This is a genomic window from Rhizobium sp. H4, assembly GCF_003013335.1.
Taxonomy (GTDB): domain Bacteria; phylum Pseudomonadota; class Alphaproteobacteria; order Rhizobiales; family Rhizobiaceae; genus Rhizobium; species Rhizobium sophoriradicis.
Window position 1 is genome coordinate 41,941 of sequence record NZ_PSOW01000024.1, and the last position, 17,270, is coordinate 59,210.

The following is a 17,270-nucleotide window of genomic DNA, read 5'->3' on the forward strand; positions in this document are numbered from 1 at the left end:
CCTGCAGCCTCGGTTTTTCTCAGCAAAAATTCCGCCCGCCGCACCGCCGTCTGTCATCTGCCTGTCAGAGACGCGCAATAGCTGAGGGCCGATGAACGATGGTCCCGTGAATGCCGGCAAAGCGCCGAAAAAAGAACGCATGCGCTTCGTCAGCGCCGAGCAGGTGGCGCAATTGGCGGGCGTCTCACGCTCGGCGGTCTCGCGCACCTTCACGCCGGGCGCAAGCGTCGCCCCGACCACGCGCGAAAAGGTGCTGCGGGCGGCTGACGAACTCGGCTACCACGTCAATGATCTCGCGCGCGGCGTGCTCGCCAATCAGAGCCGCCTCGTCGGCATCGTCGCGACCCGGCCGGAAGTCGGCTTTCGCGCACATCTCGCCGCAGCCCTTGCCAAATCGCTGATTCGGCGCGGCAGCATTCCGATCCTCATCAACACCGGTCAGACGGAAGAGGAACTGCTCGCAGCCCAGAAGATGCTGATCGGTCACCGCGCCGAGGCCATCATCATTCTCTCCGGTTCGCCGCCGGCAAGCTTCCTCGATCTCGCACAGCGAAACGGCCAGCCGCTCGTCGTCATCGGCCGGTCGGAGCCCGGCGCCGACCACGTGCGCGCCGGCAACTCCGAAGCCTCACGCAAGGCGGCGACGGCGTTTTACGACAGCGGCCGGCGGCGGCTGGCGGTCATCGGCTCCAATACGGGAACGCCTGCGATCGTCGAACGCGAAAGCGCCTTCCTTTCGGCGGCGGAGACGCTTGGTGCACCCGTCACCCTCGCCCGCGGCGGCGATTCCGATTATGACGGCGGTGTCACCGCCGGGCGCGCGCTGCTTGCGGAAAAAACAAAGCCCGACGCCGTCTTCTGCGCCAATGACCAGATCGCCTTCGGGCTGATGGATGTCCTGCGCCGGGAAGCGCAGCTGCGCATCCCCGAGGATGTCGCCGTCATCGGCTTCGACGACGTGCCGGAATCCGCCTGGCTGAGCTATCAGCTGACCACCTTCCGCCAGGACCCGCTGATCATGGCGCAACGCGCCGTCGCGCTGTTGGAACGGCGGCTGGAAAACCCGGATTCGCCGCCGGCTTACGAACGCGTCATTCCCGAACTCGTCATCCGCCAGAGCTTCAGACCGCAACCTCTTCCCCCACGGCTTTTCGCAGACGCCGTCCTGTGGCAAGAAGGGCGATGACGCGCGGCGCTGCAAGGGAGGAAGATCGCCAGAGATGAAGGGAATTCGCCAGCTCGCCGAGCATCTCGACATTTCGATCGGAACCGTGTCCCGCGCGCTGAACGGCAAGCCCGACGTCAATGAGGAAACGCGCCGGCGGGTGCTCGCCGCCGCCGAAGAGCTTGGCTACGTCGCCAACCAGTCGGGCCGCAGCCTGCGCCAGGGCATGACCAATGTCATCGGGCTGATGCTCGAGGTCAGCCGCGAGACGGTCGAAAACAGCGACGACTTCTTCCTCGGCGTCACCGACGGGCTGCAGAGCGTCTTTTCCCGCCACAAGCTCGATCTGGTCATGCTGCCCTGCCCCGACGACGAGGATCCGCACGAATATCTGAAGCGCATGGTGGCGCGACGCCTCGTCGATGCGCTGATCATCTCGGCGACACGGCGCACCGACCGGCGCATCGAGCTTCTGGAAAAGGCCCGCATCCCCTTCGTGGCGCTCGGCCGGAGCGCGTCCGGCGGCAGCTATACCTGGATGGACCTCGATTTCGAAGGCGTGGCGGCACGCGGCGTCGACCGGCTCGTCGCCAAGGGCCATCGGCGGATTGCGGTGGCGGCCCCCTCCTCCGACATCAATCTCGGCTACATCTTCCTCGACAGCTACCGCCAGGCGCTGCAGCGCCACGGCCTTGCCTTCGACCCGGCGCTGGTCATCCGGGTCAAGTCGAGCGAACAGGGCGGCTATCAGGCCGGCCACGAACTGCTGATGATCGAAGACCGGCCGACGGCGATCATCCTGATCCACGAGCTGATGGCGATCGGACTTTACCGCAGGCTGGCCGAGGCCGGCATCCTGCCCGGCCGCGACCTCGCCGTCGTCGGCTTCCGCGAGGAGTCGCGCACGCATTTCCTGCAGCCGACGCTGACCTCCTTCCGCATGTCGCTGCGCGATCTCGGCGCCCAGCTCGGCGAAACCCTGCTCGCCACCATGCCGGCCTATGCCGAGCACTATCCGCAGGGCGCCCGCAACAGGATCTGGCCGATGGAGCTGGTTCCCGGCGAAAGCGACGCCTTCACGCTGACGTCCTGAAGAGGCGCCTCAAATCCGGCTCGGTGCCGCCGCAGCTTCCCGGCTCGACAGCTGACGCGTCACGAAGAAGACCAGCAGGGCGCCGGCCGCAAGGCAGGCAGCCAGGAAGAACATCGGCGCGATCATGCTGCCGCACTCATCCTTGATCCAGCGCACGTAGATAGCGCCGGCCGCCAATGTTCAATTAAGCGAGGTATTTTCTCCGATGCCACAACCCAGATTAGTGGCCGCACCCGGGTGATCGGGTGCGGCTGGTCTTTGACTATTCGGCAGCGGCGACGGCGGCACGGCGGCCGATCGTTGCCTGGGTTAGCACGAAGGCCAAGAAGGCGCAGACGGCGATGCCGGCGGCCATCGGAACGGCGGTGCCGTCGAAGAACAGGCTCGAGATCACCATGGCGACGGCGGCGATGACGAAATGCAGCGTGCCCATCAGCGACGAGGCGGTGCCGGCGATTGCGCCGTGATCCTCAAGGGCAAGCACCGCGCTCGTCGGGATGACGAGGCCGAGGAAGCCGTAGCCGATGAACAGGAAGGTCGCCATAACCGGCAGCTGGTTGAAGCCTGAGGCCATCACTATGGCCATGACGATCATGGCCAGCGCGAAAGCGCTGACGGCAAGCCGCATGACGCGCACCAGGCCGAAACGCTCGCCGAGCCAGCCCGTCGCCTGCGATACCGCGAAGAAGGACACAGCGTTGATCGAGAAGGCGAAGCTGTATTGCGTCGGCGTCAGCCCGTAATGCTGGATCAGCACGAAGGGCGAGTTGGCGAGATAGACGAGGAAGCTCGAAATGCCGAGGCCGCCGATGAAGGTCAGCGTCAGGAAATTGCGGTCGGAAAGCAGCAGCCGGTAGGCGGCCATGGCGCTCCCGAGACCGCTGCCGCTGCGCTCAGTGGCCGGGCGGGTCTCGTCAAGCTGGGTGGAGAGCAGGACGAGGCCGATCAAGGCCGCCATTGTCACGGCCCAGAACACGCCGCGCCAGCCGTAAAACTCGATGACGGCGCTGCCGGTCAGCGGCGCCAGGATCGGCGAGATCGAGAAGACCAGCATGAGCAGCGACATCAGGCGCGCCGCCTGAACGCCGGTATGCATGTCGCGGACGATGGCGCGCGGAATGACCATGCCGGCCGCACCGCCGATGCCCTGGATGAAACGGAAGGCGATCAGCGTCTCGATATCCGTCGCAAGCGCACAGCCGATCGAGGCGAGCGCGAAAAGGCCGATGCCGAGATAGAGCGGCAGCTTGCGGCCCCACATGTCCGAGATCGGACCGTAGACGAGCTGGGAGAGCGCAAAGGAGATGAAGAAGGCGAGAAGGGTCAGCTGGGTGACGTTATTGTCGGCATGAAGATCCTGGCCGATCGAAGGCAGCGCAGGCAGATACATGTCGATGGCAAAGGGGCCGATGGCCGATAAAAGGCCGAGAATGAGGGCAATGCGGAAGAAGGAAGCCGTCATAATGGTGATCTTTCATAAAAGCGCAGCAAAGACGCCGGATCGTCGTTTCGCCGCAGTGCTCTTAGGGTTCAATGATGATTGTTCGCGCGAAGACGAAGTTGGGAGCTCACATCTTCAGCTGGGAAGCAGGAGTGTCAATAAATTTGGACACTGATGTAAAACTAGACGCCATTGTCTAAAACGTCAAGACGTCTTATCTTCGCTCTCATGAAAGATCGCATGACACCGGCAGTCCGGATGACGGGGCATAGCCAGCGCGGGCAATGTGCCAAGCGCATGTCAATCCTCGATGCCGCAGCCGACGTTTTCTGCCGACAGGGTTTCGCCGCAGCCAGCATCGACGAGATCGCCGCCGTCGCCTGTGTCTCCCGCCAGACGATCTACAATCATTACCGCGAGAAGGAAACGCTGTTCGTCGCCGTCGTCGAGGACGTGATGAACCGCGCCAATGCCATGCTCTTCTCCGTCTTGTCGGCCTTCCCTGATGACGCCGATAATCTGGAGGACGACCTGACCGCCTTCGTCGTGCGCCTCAACAAGAATTGCATCTGCAATCAGGACGGAAAATTCCTGCGCAAGCTGGTGCAGACGGAGGGAGAGCGATACCCGCATCTCTTCGAAAGCTGGCGCCAGCAGGGGCCCGGCAAGCTGACCACCGCGCTTTCCGCGCTTCTCGCGCGGCTGGCGCAAAAAGGAGCGCTCGTCATCGACGATTTCGACGTCGCCGCCCGGCAGTTCGTCGCGCTCGGCAATGCCGACCTGCAGATGTTGACGCTTTTCGGGGGAACACCAACCGACGCGGAGCTGGAAAAGGCGGCCCGCAATGCCGTTCGTACTTTTCTCAGGGCCTATGGCCGACCGGCGGCGAACAAGTCCGGCGCTCAGCCGCAACTGGCAGCCGTATCCGGCTGATCAGCCAAAAACCGTCATCTGCGCCGGCACGACGGCGAACATTCCGGCGCGGCGCGCGGCAAGATATTTCACCAGCTGTTCGACAACCGAAGGCATGACCGGCTTCTGGACGACCCCGACCGCGCCCTTGACGCCGTCGGCGACGGTCTCGGGATTGCCGGTCATGAACACGACGGCGATGCCATGCTCTTCCGCCAGCCGCCTGCCGAGCTCGGGACCTGTCGGGCCATCGGCAAGATTGACGTCGACGAAGGCGATATCGGCCGACGGCGCCAGCCGCAGCGCCTGTTCGCGATCATTCGCCAAGCCGGCGACCTGCATGCCCATGCCTTCCACCGTCGCGCCGAGATCGAGTGCGATGAGGAATTCATCTTCGACGATCAAGACGCGCTGGTTCATGAGATCATCTCGCTGCCAGCGCCGCACGACATTGGTGGCCATGATACCGTCCCCTTGTTACGCACATACTTCGAAAGAAGGATCCGCTCCGGCCGCTGTGCCTGCCCGAAGCTCATTGTCGAAACGAGGAACTTGCAGATATGTTCCGCAGTGAAACGCGATTTTCCTGATTTAACATATTGTTAACGTTGATGAATTCTTAACAGGCCGCCGGCAAGGCAAAAAACAATTGCCGATCTTGGGCGCGCACCTCTAGTTGAGGGCGCGATGACACGATATGATTATTCATTGGCTCGATGATTGAGGATCGGCTTGAGAAACAAGGTTGTCGTGCTGGCGATCGTGGCCGTTGGCCTTTTCGCCTATACCAAGGTGATGGCCAGCATCGGCTCAGGCTCGCCGCCTCCGGACGCACCGGTGGACCAGCGCGCCGATCTTATTCGCGTTTATAAATCCGAACGCCGCATGGTTCTCCTTAAAGGCGACGCTCCCATCGCGACCTATCAAATTTCTCTGGGCAGTGCTGCCGATGCAGGCCCCAAACAACGCGAAGGCGACGAGAAGACGCCTGAAGGGCGCTACGAAATAGATTGGCGCAATCCGAAATCGATGGCGCATCTGAGCCTGCATATTTCCTATCCGAAGCCGGAAGAGCAGCGCGCGGCGAATGTGAACGGCTTTCCGCCCGGCGGCAACATCATGATTCACGGGCTGCCCAATGGCTGGGGCCTGCTTGGCGAAGCCCATCGCCTTTGGGATTGGACCGATGGCTGTATTGCCGTCACCAATGCGGAAATGCGCGATATCTGGGCTCGCGTCCCCGACCGTACACCCATCGACATCATGCCCTGACGGGTCAATCAGCCCCTGGTCTTGCCGACGAGGACCGGCTGGCTGCGGTAGTCGGCGGGAAACAGCGACTTCAGGTTCTCGATTTTCGGCAGGTCGTTATAGACGATATAGGGATAGGTCGGGTTGAGCGTCAGGAAATCCTGATGATAGGCTTCGGCAGGATAGAAGCCGGTGGTTTCAGACACTTTGGTGACGATCGGCCGCGGGAAGACATGCGCCTTGTCGAGCTGATCGATATAACGCTCGGCGACCTTGCGCTGCTGCGGATCGAGGACGAACAGCGCCGAGCGATATTGGGTGCCCCGGTCCGGTCCCTGGAAGTTCAGCTGCGTCGGGTTATGCGCCACGGAGAAGAAAATCTGCAGCAACCTGCCGTAGCTGACCTGTTTCGGATCGAACTTCACCTCGACGGCTTCGGCATGGCCTGTCGAGCCGGTGCTGACGATTTCGTACTGCGCCGTTTTGGCCGTGCCGCCGGCATAACCGGAGACGGCGCTTTCGACACCCTTCACATGCTGGAAGACGCCCTGGACGCCCCAGAAGCAGCCGCCGGCGAAAATGGCGGTCTGCGTGCCCGAACCGGGGGCTTCGTCGATAGCAGGCGGCGGGATCACGACCGCCTCTTCGGCAGCGGCGGCTACATCCGCACCGAGCAAAACGGCCGCGACGGCAAGGAACGTGGCGAGGCGCCGACGGTTGGAAGAGATGGACATCGGGCTACCTCCAAAGGGTCGCCCAAATCCTTGCTCACCCTTGCAAATGCGGCAAATCACAAAGCGGTTGCTCACGCCGATGTGACAGCTCGAAGAAAGCCCCCTGTGCGAAGGTGAAACAACCCTCAAGTTGAGTTGACAATCTCGTGAGGAGTGAGGAGAGTGCGGCCAGTCAGAGCCAGCATCGCCTGTATCCTTTGGGGGGAACCTATGTCCGTGCGCTCGTTCTTCGCTTTCGCCAGCATCGCATTTTTGTCGATGATCGCCGTCAGTTTTCCAGCCGCCGCTGCGGAAACCAAGCGTGACATCCAGACGATCAAGGACGCCGATTTCTTCGGCTTCGATCTTCGCACCGAGCAGAACGTCTCGCTCGATCAGTGCAAGACCTCCTGCATCGGCGACAAGAGCTGCAAGGCCTTCACTTACAATCCCAAGGTGAAATGGTGCTTCCTGAAATCCGATTTCAAGACGATGAACGCCTTCCCCGGCGCCATCGCCGGCAAGATCGTTGAGACCGCCGCCCAGAAGGAGCCGGATATCGGCGCGGCGCCGCGGCTGACCTTCCTGGCCGACGACCTGATCCAGCAGGCCCACGACTTCAGGGACAATCTTGCCCTAACCGACGCCCAGCAGGGCCAGAGCGTCGACAGCCTGACGGCCGGCGCCCGTCTCGACATGACCGCCAACAATCTGACCGACGCGCTGATCGCCTTTCATGGCGCACTGTCGATCACGCCCGGGGATGCCGATCTCTGGCTCGAAACCGCCCGCGCCGCCGCTACGCTCGGCAGCGCCCAGACCGGCACGAGCGGCCAGGCCGTGCTCGACGCGCTGAACGGCTACGAGCTGACCCGCACCAAGCCTAAGCGCGCCGAGGCGCTCGCCGTGCTCGCCGACGCCCTGGACCGAAACGCCAATTACCGCCCTGCCCTCTACGCCTACAAGGCGAGCCTGGCGCTCGTTGCCTCCGACGATGTGCAGGCGGCCTATCTGCAGCTGAAGGCGACGCAGGGCTTCCGCATCACCGAACACACGGTCGACGCCGACAGCGCCACGCCGCGCGCCTGCGCCACCTTCTCCGAAGCGCTCGTCAAGACCACCGACTATACGCCCTTTGTGACGCTCAACGGCGCGGCCCCCAAGGCGCTGGAAACCAAAGACAAGCAGATCTGCGTCGAAGGACTGACGCATGGCGAGACCTACAAGATCGCCTTCCGCACCGGGCTGCCGTCGTCCGTCGACGAGACCCTCGACGCACCTGTCACCGTGGACGTCTATATCAAGGACCGCAGTCAGATGGTGCGGTTTACCGGCGACAGCTTCGTGCTGCCCTCGACGGCGCGCCGCGGCATCCCGATCGTCTCGGTCAACATGACGTCGGCCAACCTCAAGCTCTACCGCATCGGCGATCGCGCCATTGCGCCGCTGTTGACGAACTCGCAGTTCCTCAGCCAGCTCGACGGCTACAGCGCCCAGAACATCCAGGACCAGAGCGGCGAACTCGTCTGGCAGGGCTCGATCGAGATCGCCAACGAGCTGAACAAGGACATCGTCACCAGCTTCCCGGTCGACGAGGCGCTGCCGGAGCGCAAGCCCGGCATCTACGTCATGACGGCAACGGCGCCGAACGGCCCGGCGCAGGAGTGGAATTCGCAGGCGACGCAATGGTTCCTCGTCTCCGATATCGGCATCACCACCTATGCCGGCACGGACGGGCTCAACGTCTTCGCCCGCTCGCTTGCCTCGGCCAAGCCGATGTCAGGCGTCGAATTGCAGCTGCTTGCCAAGAACAATGAAGTGCTCGGCACCGCGACAACAGACGAAAACGGCCGCGCCACTTTCACCGCCGGCCTGATCCGCGGCACGGCGGCGCTGACGCCCGCCGTCATCGCCGCCAGGAACGGCACGTCGGACTATGTCTTCCTCGATATGACCCGGGCCGGCTTCGACCTCTCCGACCGCGGCGTCACCGGTCGCGCCGCACCCGGCGCGATCGACGTCTTGACCTTCACCGAACGCGGCATCTACCGGGCCGGCGAAACGGTGCATGCCCAGGCGCTTGCCCGCGACACCGACGGCAACGCCATCGAAAACCTGCCGCTCACCTTCATTTTCAGCCGCCCGGACGGCGTCGAAGACCGGCGGATCGTCAGCCAGACCAGCAACCTCGGCGGTTATTCCATCGATTTCGCCACCCAGGAAAACGCCATGCGCGGCACCTGGACGATGAACATCTATACCGATCCCAAGGGCAGTGCGATCGCCAGCAAGAGTTTCCTCGTCGATGATTTCGTGCCCGATCGCACCGACATGGAGATCAAGACCGAGGCCAAGGAAATCGGCCCGGATACGCCGGCGAATGTCACCATTTCGGGCAAGTATCTCTATGGCGCCCCGGCCGCCGGCCTGACGCTTGAAGGCGATGTCGTCGTCAAACCGACGCGTGAGAACGCCGCCTATAAGGGCTTTCTGTTCGGTCTCGCCGACGAAGAGGCGAGCGAAGATTCCCGCCTGCCGATCGACGGTCTGCCGGGGCTCGACGAAAACGGGCAAGCTTCGACCGATCTCACCGTCGGCGAGCTGCCGGCGACGACGCAGCTGCTCAACGCCACCGTCTATATCAGGATGCAGGAAGCGGGCGGACGCGCCATCGAACGCTCGCTTGTCATTCCGGTGAAGAACGAGCGCGCTTCGATCGGCATCAAGCCGGAATTTTCCGACGAACTGCCCGAGAATTCGATCGCCAACTTCACGGTGATCGGCGTCAGCGCCGATGGCAAGAAGCAGGAGAGCAAGGGCCTGCGCTGGAAATTCTACAGCCTCAACCGCGAATACCAATGGTATCGCGAGGGAACGGCGTGGAAATACGAGCCGGTCTATACCGCCGAGCAGATTTCCAACGGCAGCGTCGATGCGACACTGGACGGCGGCAAGATCTCCGTGCCGGTAACATGGGGCCGTTATCGCCTCGAAGTGGAAAGCCCGGATGCCGACGGCCCGACCTCGAGCGTCGAATTCGACGCCGGCTGGTTCGTCGCCTCGACCTCGACCGAAACGCCGGACGGGCTGGAAATCGCCCTCGACAAGGACAGCTACAAGATCGGCGAGACGGCCAAGCTGAAAGTCACCTCGCGCTACGGCGGCGAGTTGATGGTAACATCAGGAACCGAAAAGCTCGTCGCCGTGCAGAATGCGACGATCGGCGAGAGCGGCGGCGAGGTCGACATCCCCGTCACATCAGACTGGGGCGCCGGCGCCTATGTGACCGCGACCCTCTTCCGTCCCGGCGACGCGCAGGACAGCCACATGCCGATGCGCTCGATCGGCATCCAATGGCTGAAGGTCGATCCCGAACAGCGCGCTCTGCAGGTCAAACTCGACACACCGGAAAAGATGCTGCCGCGCGGACCGTTGAACATCGGCCTGCAGGTGGCTGGTGCGGGCGCCAATGAGGATGCCTATGTCACGGTTGCCGCCGTCGATGTCGGCATTCTCAACCTGACGCGCTACGAACCGCCGAATCCGGAGAACTGGTATTTCGGCCAGCGCCAGCTCGGCCTTGAGATCCGCGACCTCTATGGCCGGCTGATCGACGGTTCACTGGGTGCGACCGGCAAGCTCAGGACCGGCGGCGACGGCGGCGCCATTGCGCTGCAGGCAAGCCCGCCGACGCAGAAGCTCGTTGCCTTCTTCTCCGGCCCGGTGAAGCTCGACGCCGAAGGCAAGGCCAACGTCTCCTTCGATATCCCGCAATTCAACGGTACGGCGCGCGTCATGGCTGTGGCATGGTCGAAGACCGGTGTCGGCCACGGCGTCAAGGATGTCATCATCCGTGATCCCGTCGTCGTCACCGCGAGCCTGCCGAAATTCCTGGCCCCCGGCGACAAGGCCGATCTGCGCCTCGACATTGCCAATACCGATGCGCCGGCCGGCGACTTCAAACTGCAGCTGACCGGCGATGAGGCGGTCGGCATCGAGCAGGCCTCGGCCGCGCAGACGATCAGCCTCGCGGCCGGCGCAAAGACGGAACTGACGCTTTCGCTCATCGGCAAGCAGCCGGGCGCAGGCAGCGTCTCGATCAACCTCTCCGACGCCTCCGGCCTGTCGCTCGACCAGACCGTCGACGTGCCGGTACGCCCGGCAGCCCTGCCGATCACCCAACGGAGGGTGCTGGCGCTGAAGCCGGGGGCAAAACTCACCGTCGACAAGAACTTGCTTGCAGACAGCTTGCTGCCCGGGGCGGCAATCAGCGTCAACGTTACCCGTTCGGCCGCCTTCGACATTCCGGCACTCTTGATGACGCTCGACCGCTATCCCTTCGGCTGCGCCGAGCAAACCACCAGCCGGGCGCTGCCGCTGCTCTACTTCGCCGAAGTGGCGAAGCAGGCCGGCATCGAAAACGACGCCGACGTGCACAAGCGCGTGCAGGACGCGATCTACCGCGTGCTCTCCTATCAGGCCTCGGCCGGCAGCTTCGGCCTCTGGGGGCCGGATTCGGGCGACGTCTGGCTCGATTCCTACGTCACCGATTTCCTGACGCGAGCCCGCGAAATGAAATATGACGTGCCGGAAAGGGCCTTCGTGCAGGCGCTCGAAAACCTGCAGAATACCCTCTCCTACACCACCGACATCAAGGGCCAGGGCGACCAGATCGCCTATGCCGTCTATGTGCTGGCCCGCAACAAGAAGGCCGCGATCAGCGATCTGCGTTATTACGCCGATACGATGATCAACGACTTCCCGACGCCGCTCGCCAAGGCGCATATCGCCGCCGCATTGGCGCTTTACGGCGACGCCCAGCGCTCGAAGAACATCTTCCTCGACGCGCTGCAGATGTCGCAGCAGTCGATGGTGTCGCGCGTGAACCTGTCGCGTACCGATTACGGCACGATCCTGCGCGACGGCGCGGCGATCCTGGCGCTTGCCGCCGAAAGCCGGCCGGTGCCGCCTGTCATCCCGGATCTTGCCAAGGCCGTTGCCAAGGAATGGGGTCGCAGCAAATACAAGAGCACCCAGGAAGAAACCTGGATGCTGCTGGCCGCCCGCGCCATCCAGGGCGGTGACGACGGGTTGAAGGTCGACGTCAACGGCGCGGCGCACACCGGCGCCTATATGGCCCGGATGACCGGCGAGGCGCTCGCCGGCCATCCGCTGACGCTGACCAACCAGACGAACGACGCGGTCTCGGCCATCGTCACCACCGTTGCCGCTCCGACCGTGCCGCTGCCGGCCGGCGGCGACGGCTTCCTCATCGAGCGCAGCTATTACACGCTCGACGGCGAGCAGGCGAATGTCAGCGAGGCCAAGCAGAACGAACGCTATGTCGTCGTCATCCACGTGCGCGAGACCAACGACTGGCCGTCGCGCATCGTCATCACCGATCTCCTGCCGGCCGGTTTCGAGATCGACAATCCGAACCTCGTCGACAGCGCCCAGATGACGAATTTCGACTGGATCGGCGAAATCTCCGCCGCCCATACCGAATTCCGCTACGACCGCTTCGTCGCCGCTTTCAACCGTGCGGCCGGCGACAATCGTGAATTCAACGTCGCCTATGTCGTGCGCGCCGTCACCCCCGGCACCTACGACCATCCGGCAGTAAGCGTCGAGGATATGTATCGGCCGGAGTTTTCGGCCCGCACGGCGACCGGCAAGATGGAGGTCGTAGCGGCGCAACAATGAGACGATGGCACAAGTTTGCGATCGGGTCCGCCGCCGGCATTCTTCTTGCCGGCGCGGCCCTCTTCGCGCTCAACGCCGCCGACAAGGCCTTTCCGCCGCCGCTCGACAAGGCGGATATGCTTTCCCCGGAAGTGCTGGATGCCGACGGGCAGTTGTTGCGCGCCTTCGCGACGGCCGAAGGCCGCTGGCGGCTGAAGACTGGAGTCGCCGATGTCGATCCGCAATTCCTGCGCATGCTTGTTGCCTATGAGGATCAGCGTTTTTACGATCACGGCGGCGTCGACGTCTGGGCCCTCGGGCGGGCCAGCCTGCAATTCGTCCGCAATGGCCGCATTGTCTCCGGCGCCTCGACGCTGTCGATGCAGGTGGCGCGGCTGATCGAGCCGCGAGCGGAACGTTCGTTTGCGGCAAAACTGCTGCAGCTCGCCCGCGCCGTGCAGATCGAACGGCGGCTGTCGAAGGAAGAGATTCTCGATCTCTATCTCACCCATGCGCCCTATGGCGGCAATCTGGAAGGCGTGCGCGCCGCAAGCCTCGCCTATTTCGGCAAGGAGCCGCGCCGCCTGACGGTCGCCGAAGCCGCCCTGCTCGTCGCCCTGCCGCAATTGCCGGAACGGCGCCGGCCGGACCGCAATCTCCAGGCGGCGCAAGAGGCGCGCAAGCGCGTGCTCGAGCGCGCCGCGGTGGCCGAGGCCGTCGGCGATGGCGAGGCGGAGCGGGCCGAAGCTGTCGCGATCCCCATGCGGCGCATGCAGCTGCCGGCATTGGCCGCCCATGTGGCCGAAGCCGCGCTGCGCAAGCAGCCTGATGTGCTCAAGCATCAGACGACCCTGAAGAAGCCGGTGCAGCAAGGGCTGGAAGCGGTCGCCCGGGCCGCGGCCATGAAGCTCGGGCCGAAGCTTTCGCTCGCCATGGTGATGGCCGATGCCCAGACCGGGGCGATCGTCGGCGAGGTCGGCTCGGCCGATTATTTCGACGCCAGCCGCTCCGGCTGGATCGACATGACGCGCGTCAACCGCTCGCCCGGCTCGACCCTGAAGCCCTTCATCTACGGACTTGCCTTCGAGCAGGGCCTCGTCTCTCAGGAGACGATCATCGAAGACCGGCCGGCCGATTTCTTCGGCTACCGGCCGCGCAATTTCGACATGAGCTACCAGGGCGACGTCACCGTGCGCGAGGCCTTGCAACTCTCCTTGAATGTTCCGGCCGTCAAGCTGCTCGACGCCGTCGGGCCGTCGCGGCTGCTGGTACGCTTCCGCCGCGCCGAAGTGCGTCCGGCCCTGCCGCCGAACGAGACGCCGGGGCTTGCGATCGGTCTTGGCGGCGTCGGCATCACGCTGAAGGATCTGGTGCAGCTCTATACGGCGCTCGCCAATCGCGGTCAGCCGGCAAGGCTCGGCGACGGCATCACCGGCACACCTGGCAAGCTCGACGGCGAACCGCTGCTCGAGCCGGTGGCGGTCTGGAACGTCGCCGATATTCTCTCCGGCGTCATCCCTCCCGCCGGCGCACCGCAGCGCGGCATCGCCTACAAGACCGGCACCAGCTACGGCTATCGCGACGCCTGGTCGGTCGGCTATGACGGACGCTATGTGCTCGGCGTCTGGGTTGGCCGGCCCGACAACAGCGCCGTGCCCGGCCTGACCGGCTATGGCACCGCAGCACCGATCCTGTTCGAGGCTTTCGCCAAGTCAGGCATCGCCACGACCCCCTTGCCGCGACCTCCGGCCGGGGCTGTGCGCATCGCCCAATCGGAGCTTCCGATCAGCCAGCGGCGTTTTGCGCTGAATGCCAGCGGCCTGCTCGTCGCCTCCGGGCGCGAACCCGCACCACAGATTGTCTATCCGCCCGAAGGCGCTCACATCGATCTCGGAGCAAAAGGCGGCGATCTGTCGCCGTTGATGCTGAAGCTGCAGGGTGGCCGCGCGCCCTTCCGCTGGCTTGCCAACGGCAAGCCGCTGCCCGACCTTTCGCGTCGGCGCACGCAGCAATGGCAGCCCGACGGCGGCGGCTATTCGAAGCTGACCGTCATCGACTCCGCCGGACGAGCCGCGAGCGTCGGCGTCTTCATCGACTAAAGCCCTTTGTTTTGATGCATGTCGTTGTCCCGGAACCGCTGCACACTTCCGGACGACATGCATTAGCGCACAAGACACGCGGCGCCATGAGGGAACAAAAACCCGGCCACAACCGTTGAAAAGGGTCTCCCTCCAACGTCAGACGGCCTCATGACATTTCCGACCGCGACCTACCGGATACAGTTCCGCAACGGCATGACCTTCGATCGCGCCTGCGGCCTCATTCCCTATCTCAAGACGCTCGGCATCAGCCACCTTTACGCCTCACCCATCTTCACCGCCGTCAGCGGTTCGACCCATGGCTATGACGTCACCGACGCCAACGACATCGACCCCGCACTTGGCGGCCGGGCAGGCTTCAACCGGCTGACGGAAAGACTTGCTGCCGCCGGCATGGGATTGGTTCTCGACATCGTTCCGAACCATATGGCCGCCTCGCCAGATAACGCTTGGTGGCGCGACGTGCTGACATTCGGCCGGCAAAGCGCCTATGCCGGCCACTTCGACATCGATTGGCGCGAGCCGCTGACCCTGCCGCAGCTCGGCCGGGACTTCGAAGAGGCGCTGGCTGCAGGCGAACTGCGTCTTGTGCTCGACGAAACGCACGGCAACTTCGCCTTGGCTTACTTCCAGACCTTGTTGCCGCTGAACCCCGCCAGCTACGGCGCGCTCGCCAACCGCCTCGACGATCCGGTCGCCATGCGAATGGCCGAGGTGGCCGTGACGTCGGGCGAGGATTTTGCCCGCGCGCTGCGCGATATCCTCTTCGAAGGCGGCGATCGGGCGATTCTCCGGCAAAAACTCGAGGACGTCTCGTCCGATCATGACTTTCTCAAAAGCCTGCATGAGGAACAGCATTGGCGCCTGACCCATTGGAAGGAGGCGGCGCGGCATCTGAGCTACCGCCGTTTTTTCGAGGTGACCGGACTGGTCGGCACCCGCGTCGAAGATCCCCCGGTGTTCGAAGATCTGCATCGGCTGGTGCTCGAGCTGGTGCGCCAGGGCAAAGTGCAGGGGCTGCGCATCGACCACGTCGACGGGCTCGCCGAACCCAGGGCCTATCTCGACAGACTGAGGGCAGCGGTCGGAGCCGATATCTATATCGTCGTGGAAAAGATCCTCGGGGCGGGCGAGGTCCTGCCGGAGAGCTGGCCGGTCGCCGGCACGACAGGATATGAATTCATCGCCGCGCTGAGCGAGCTCTTCATCGACGCTGGCGGACTGCGCATATTGGATGATGCCTATCGCGGCCTCGCCGGCGAGGCGGCTGATCCCGAAGAGGGCCGGCGGCTTGCCAGGCGACAGATGGTGGAGCGCAATTTCGCCGGCGAGTCCGGCAGGCTGGCAACGATCGCGGCAGGCATCTTTCCCGAACTCGACAGAGCGGAGATCGCCACCGCGCTCGGCGCGCTGCTGGTCGCCTTCCCCGTCTACCGCACCTATGGCGACGGCGGTCCGCTTTCCTGGCAGGATTCGGCCGTCCTCGCCGCGACGGCATCGCACGTCATGGCTGAGCTCGACGACCGGCGCGCGCTCGATCATGTGCTGAAGCTTCTCGAAGGCAGGATCGAGGGCGATGCGGCTCACGAATTCCGGATTCGCTTCCAGCAGTTGAGCGGGCCGATCATGGCGAAGGCGACGGAGGATACGCTGTTCTACCGCTATAACAGGCTGCTTGCCGCAAACGAGGTCGGCAGCGAACCGGGCAAGCCGCCCGAGGGCCCGGACGGCTTCCATCGCCGCATGGCCGAGCGGGCGCGGCTGCAGCCGCATGGGCTTTCGGCAACGGCCACCCACGACACCAAGCGCGGCGAGGATGCGCGCGCGAGGCTTTACGCCTTGAGCGAGGGGGCGGATGTTTTTGCCCAGGCAGTGGCGCGTTGGCGTGACATGAACCGGCCGTGGCTGAAGGATCTCGCGGATGGCGCCGCACCGGAGCCGAATACCGAATGGATGCTCTATCAGGCGCTCGCCGGCGTCTGGCCGGAGGATTTCGACAGAGGACAGATGGAAGAGCTTCGCACCCGCTTTACCGACTACGCGGTCAAGGCGGTGCGCGAGGCGAAATTGCGCACCGCCTGGACCGAACAGGATGACGCTTATGAGGAGGCGGTCGCGAGTTATGCCGCCGCGCTGGTGTCGCCGGACAATGACGCCTTTCTCGAAGATTTCGAAAGGGTGCTGCAGCCCTTTATTGCGGCCGGCTACGTCAACAGCCTGTCGCAGACACTGCTCAAGCTGACGGCGCCGGGCATTCCCGACATTTACCAGGGCGCGGAAGGTTTCGATTTCAGTCTCGTCGATCCCGACAATCGCCGACCGGTCGACCACGAACAGCTGGCTGCCTGGCTTGCTGAAGCCGGACCGATCGCAAAGCTTCAGGCGGCGGCGTTGAAGCAGCGCATCGTCGGCATTGGCCTGCAGCTGCGCCGGCGGCACCCGGCTCTGTTTTCGAAAGGCGATTATCTGCCGTTGAAGGCGACGGGCAGCCGCCGCGACCATCTGCTCGCCTTTGCCCGGGTGCATAAAGGCGATTTCGCAATCGTCGCCGTGCCCCGAATGATGTTCGGCTGGCTCGATCCCGGCGTGCTTTTTGCCGGTCCGGAGTTCTGGGAGGACACGGCGATCGCGGTGCCCTCCCCTCTTCACGGGTTGAAGGCGGATCTGCTGACCGGAAAAACCATCGAGCCCGGCGGCAGCATTTCGGTTGCCGCCTTGCTCGGAAGCCAGCCCCTCGGGCTGATCAGCCCGACCTGAGGATGGCGCCACGCCACCCGGGTCCGTCACATAAAATAGGCCCAGATATACGCTAAGGATGGCGGGTGTCTAAAAACACCTGTTTGTCGCACATTGGAGCAGGAATAGCCGCTTGCCACCTTCGACGCGTCCGGACAGAGTCCGCTAACGGTGTGGG

10 protein-coding genes and 1 pseudogene are annotated in these 17,270 nt (G+C 63.9%); 7 read left to right on the top strand and 4 right to left on the bottom strand.

Annotated elements, in window-relative coordinates; genetic code table 11:
• Window positions 1–91 precede the first annotated feature (91 nt).
• Both C4N04_RS28430 and C4N04_RS28435 read left to right on the top strand, forming a co-directional pair.
• A complete protein-coding gene (locus tag C4N04_RS28430) occupies window positions 92–1,186 on the top strand; it encodes a LacI family DNA-binding transcriptional regulator (protein WP_077989529.1) in 1,095 nt (364 codons plus the stop codon).
• A gap of 34 nt (window positions 1,187–1,220) precedes the next feature.
• Window positions 1,221–2,258, top strand: a complete 1,038-nt coding sequence (locus C4N04_RS28435) for a LacI family DNA-binding transcriptional regulator (RefSeq protein ID WP_009993615.1) — start codon at window positions 1,221–1,223, stop codon at window positions 2,256–2,258.
• A gap of 9 nt (window positions 2,259–2,267) precedes the next feature.
• On the opposite strand, the pseudogene C4N04_RS28440 reads toward C4N04_RS28435, so the two are convergent.
• Together C4N04_RS28440 and C4N04_RS28445 are read right to left on the bottom strand one after the other, a co-directional pair.
• Window positions 2,268–2,414 (bottom strand): annotated as a pseudogene (locus C4N04_RS28440) (MFS transporter); the annotation flags it as partial.
• 106 nt (window positions 2,415–2,520) lie between these two features.
• Window positions 2,521–3,720, bottom strand: a complete 1,200-nt coding sequence (locus tag C4N04_RS28445) for a multidrug effflux MFS transporter (protein ID WP_077989530.1) — start codon at window positions 3,718–3,720, stop codon at window positions 2,521–2,523.
• 171 nt (window positions 3,721–3,891) lie between these two features.
• On the opposite strand from C4N04_RS28445, the gene C4N04_RS28450 reads away from it, so the two are divergent.
• Complete coding sequence (locus C4N04_RS28450) at window positions 3,892–4,632, top strand: TetR/AcrR family transcriptional regulator (RefSeq protein WP_077989531.1); 741 nt, start codon at window positions 3,892–3,894, stop codon at window positions 4,630–4,632.
• On the opposite strand, the gene C4N04_RS28455 is transcribed toward C4N04_RS28450, so the two are convergent.
• Window positions 4,633–5,073: a response regulator gene (locus tag C4N04_RS28455; RefSeq protein WP_077989532.1), complete on the bottom strand. Its 441-nt coding sequence runs from the start codon at window positions 5,071–5,073 to the stop codon at window positions 4,633–4,635.
• A gap of 270 nt (window positions 5,074–5,343) precedes the next feature.
• On the opposite strand from C4N04_RS28455, the gene C4N04_RS28460 reads away from it, so the two are divergent.
• Complete coding sequence (locus C4N04_RS28460) at window positions 5,344–5,883, top strand: L,D-transpeptidase family protein (RefSeq protein WP_040140827.1); 540 nt, start codon at window positions 5,344–5,346, stop codon at window positions 5,881–5,883.
• Between the two features lie 8 nt (window positions 5,884–5,891).
• Here the strand turns inward: C4N04_RS28460 and msrA are convergent, their stop codons facing one another.
• On the bottom strand, window positions 5,892–6,596 hold the full coding sequence (msrA, locus tag C4N04_RS28465) for a peptide-methionine (S)-S-oxide reductase MsrA (RefSeq protein ID WP_077989533.1): 705 nt from the start codon (window positions 6,594–6,596) through the stop codon (window positions 5,892–5,894).
• Between the two features lie 210 nt (window positions 6,597–6,806).
• Here msrA and C4N04_RS28470 point away from each other — a divergent pair, with 210 nt between their 5' ends.
• The 3 genes from C4N04_RS28470 to treY all read left to right on the top strand — a co-directional run bounded on the left by C4N04_RS28470 (window position 6,807) and on the right by treY (window position 17,113).
• Entirely contained in the window at window positions 6,807–12,278 is a 5,472-nt protein-coding gene (locus C4N04_RS28470) for an alpha-2-macroglobulin family protein (RefSeq protein WP_106797583.1), read from the top strand.
• Window positions 12,275–14,356: a penicillin-binding protein 1C gene (gene pbpC, locus C4N04_RS28475; protein WP_106797584.1), complete on the top strand. Its 2,082-nt coding sequence runs from the start codon at window positions 12,275–12,277 to the stop codon at window positions 14,354–14,356. The genes C4N04_RS28470 and pbpC overlap by 4 nt, the downstream gene beginning before the upstream one ends.
• A gap of 150 nt (window positions 14,357–14,506) precedes the next feature.
• On the top strand, window positions 14,507–17,113 hold the full coding sequence (gene treY, locus C4N04_RS28480; RefSeq protein WP_106797585.1) for a malto-oligosyltrehalose synthase: 2,607 nt from the start codon (window positions 14,507–14,509) through the stop codon (window positions 17,111–17,113).
• The last annotated feature ends 157 nt before the right edge of the window (window positions 17,114–17,270 follow it).

What these genes read in the sequence shown, in the direction of transcription:
- pbpC (WP_106797584.1), top strand. Translation starts at nt 12,275, where the DNA reads ATGAGACGATGGCACAAGTTTGCGATCGGGTCCGCCGCCGGCATTCTT.
- C4N04_RS28445 (WP_077989530.1), bottom strand. Translation starts at nt 3,720, where the DNA reads ATGACGGCTTCCTTCTTCCGCATTGCCCTCATTCTCGGCCTTTTATCG.
- C4N04_RS28430 (WP_077989529.1), top strand. Translation starts at nt 92, where the DNA reads ATGAACGATGGTCCCGTGAATGCCGGCAAAGCGCCGAAAAAAGAACGC.
- C4N04_RS28470 (WP_106797583.1), top strand. Translation starts at nt 6,807, where the DNA reads ATGTCCGTGCGCTCGTTCTTCGCTTTCGCCAGCATCGCATTTTTGTCG.
- msrA (WP_077989533.1), bottom strand. Translation starts at nt 6,596, where the DNA reads ATGTCCATCTCTTCCAACCGTCGGCGCCTCGCCACGTTCCTTGCCGTC.
- C4N04_RS28435 (WP_009993615.1), top strand. Translation starts at nt 1,221, where the DNA reads ATGAAGGGAATTCGCCAGCTCGCCGAGCATCTCGACATTTCGATCGGA.
- C4N04_RS28455 (WP_077989532.1), bottom strand. Translation starts at nt 5,073, where the DNA reads ATGGCCACCAATGTCGTGCGGCGCTGGCAGCGAGATGATCTCATGAAC.
- treY (WP_106797585.1), top strand. Translation starts at nt 14,507, where the DNA reads ATGACATTTCCGACCGCGACCTACCGGATACAGTTCCGCAACGGCATG.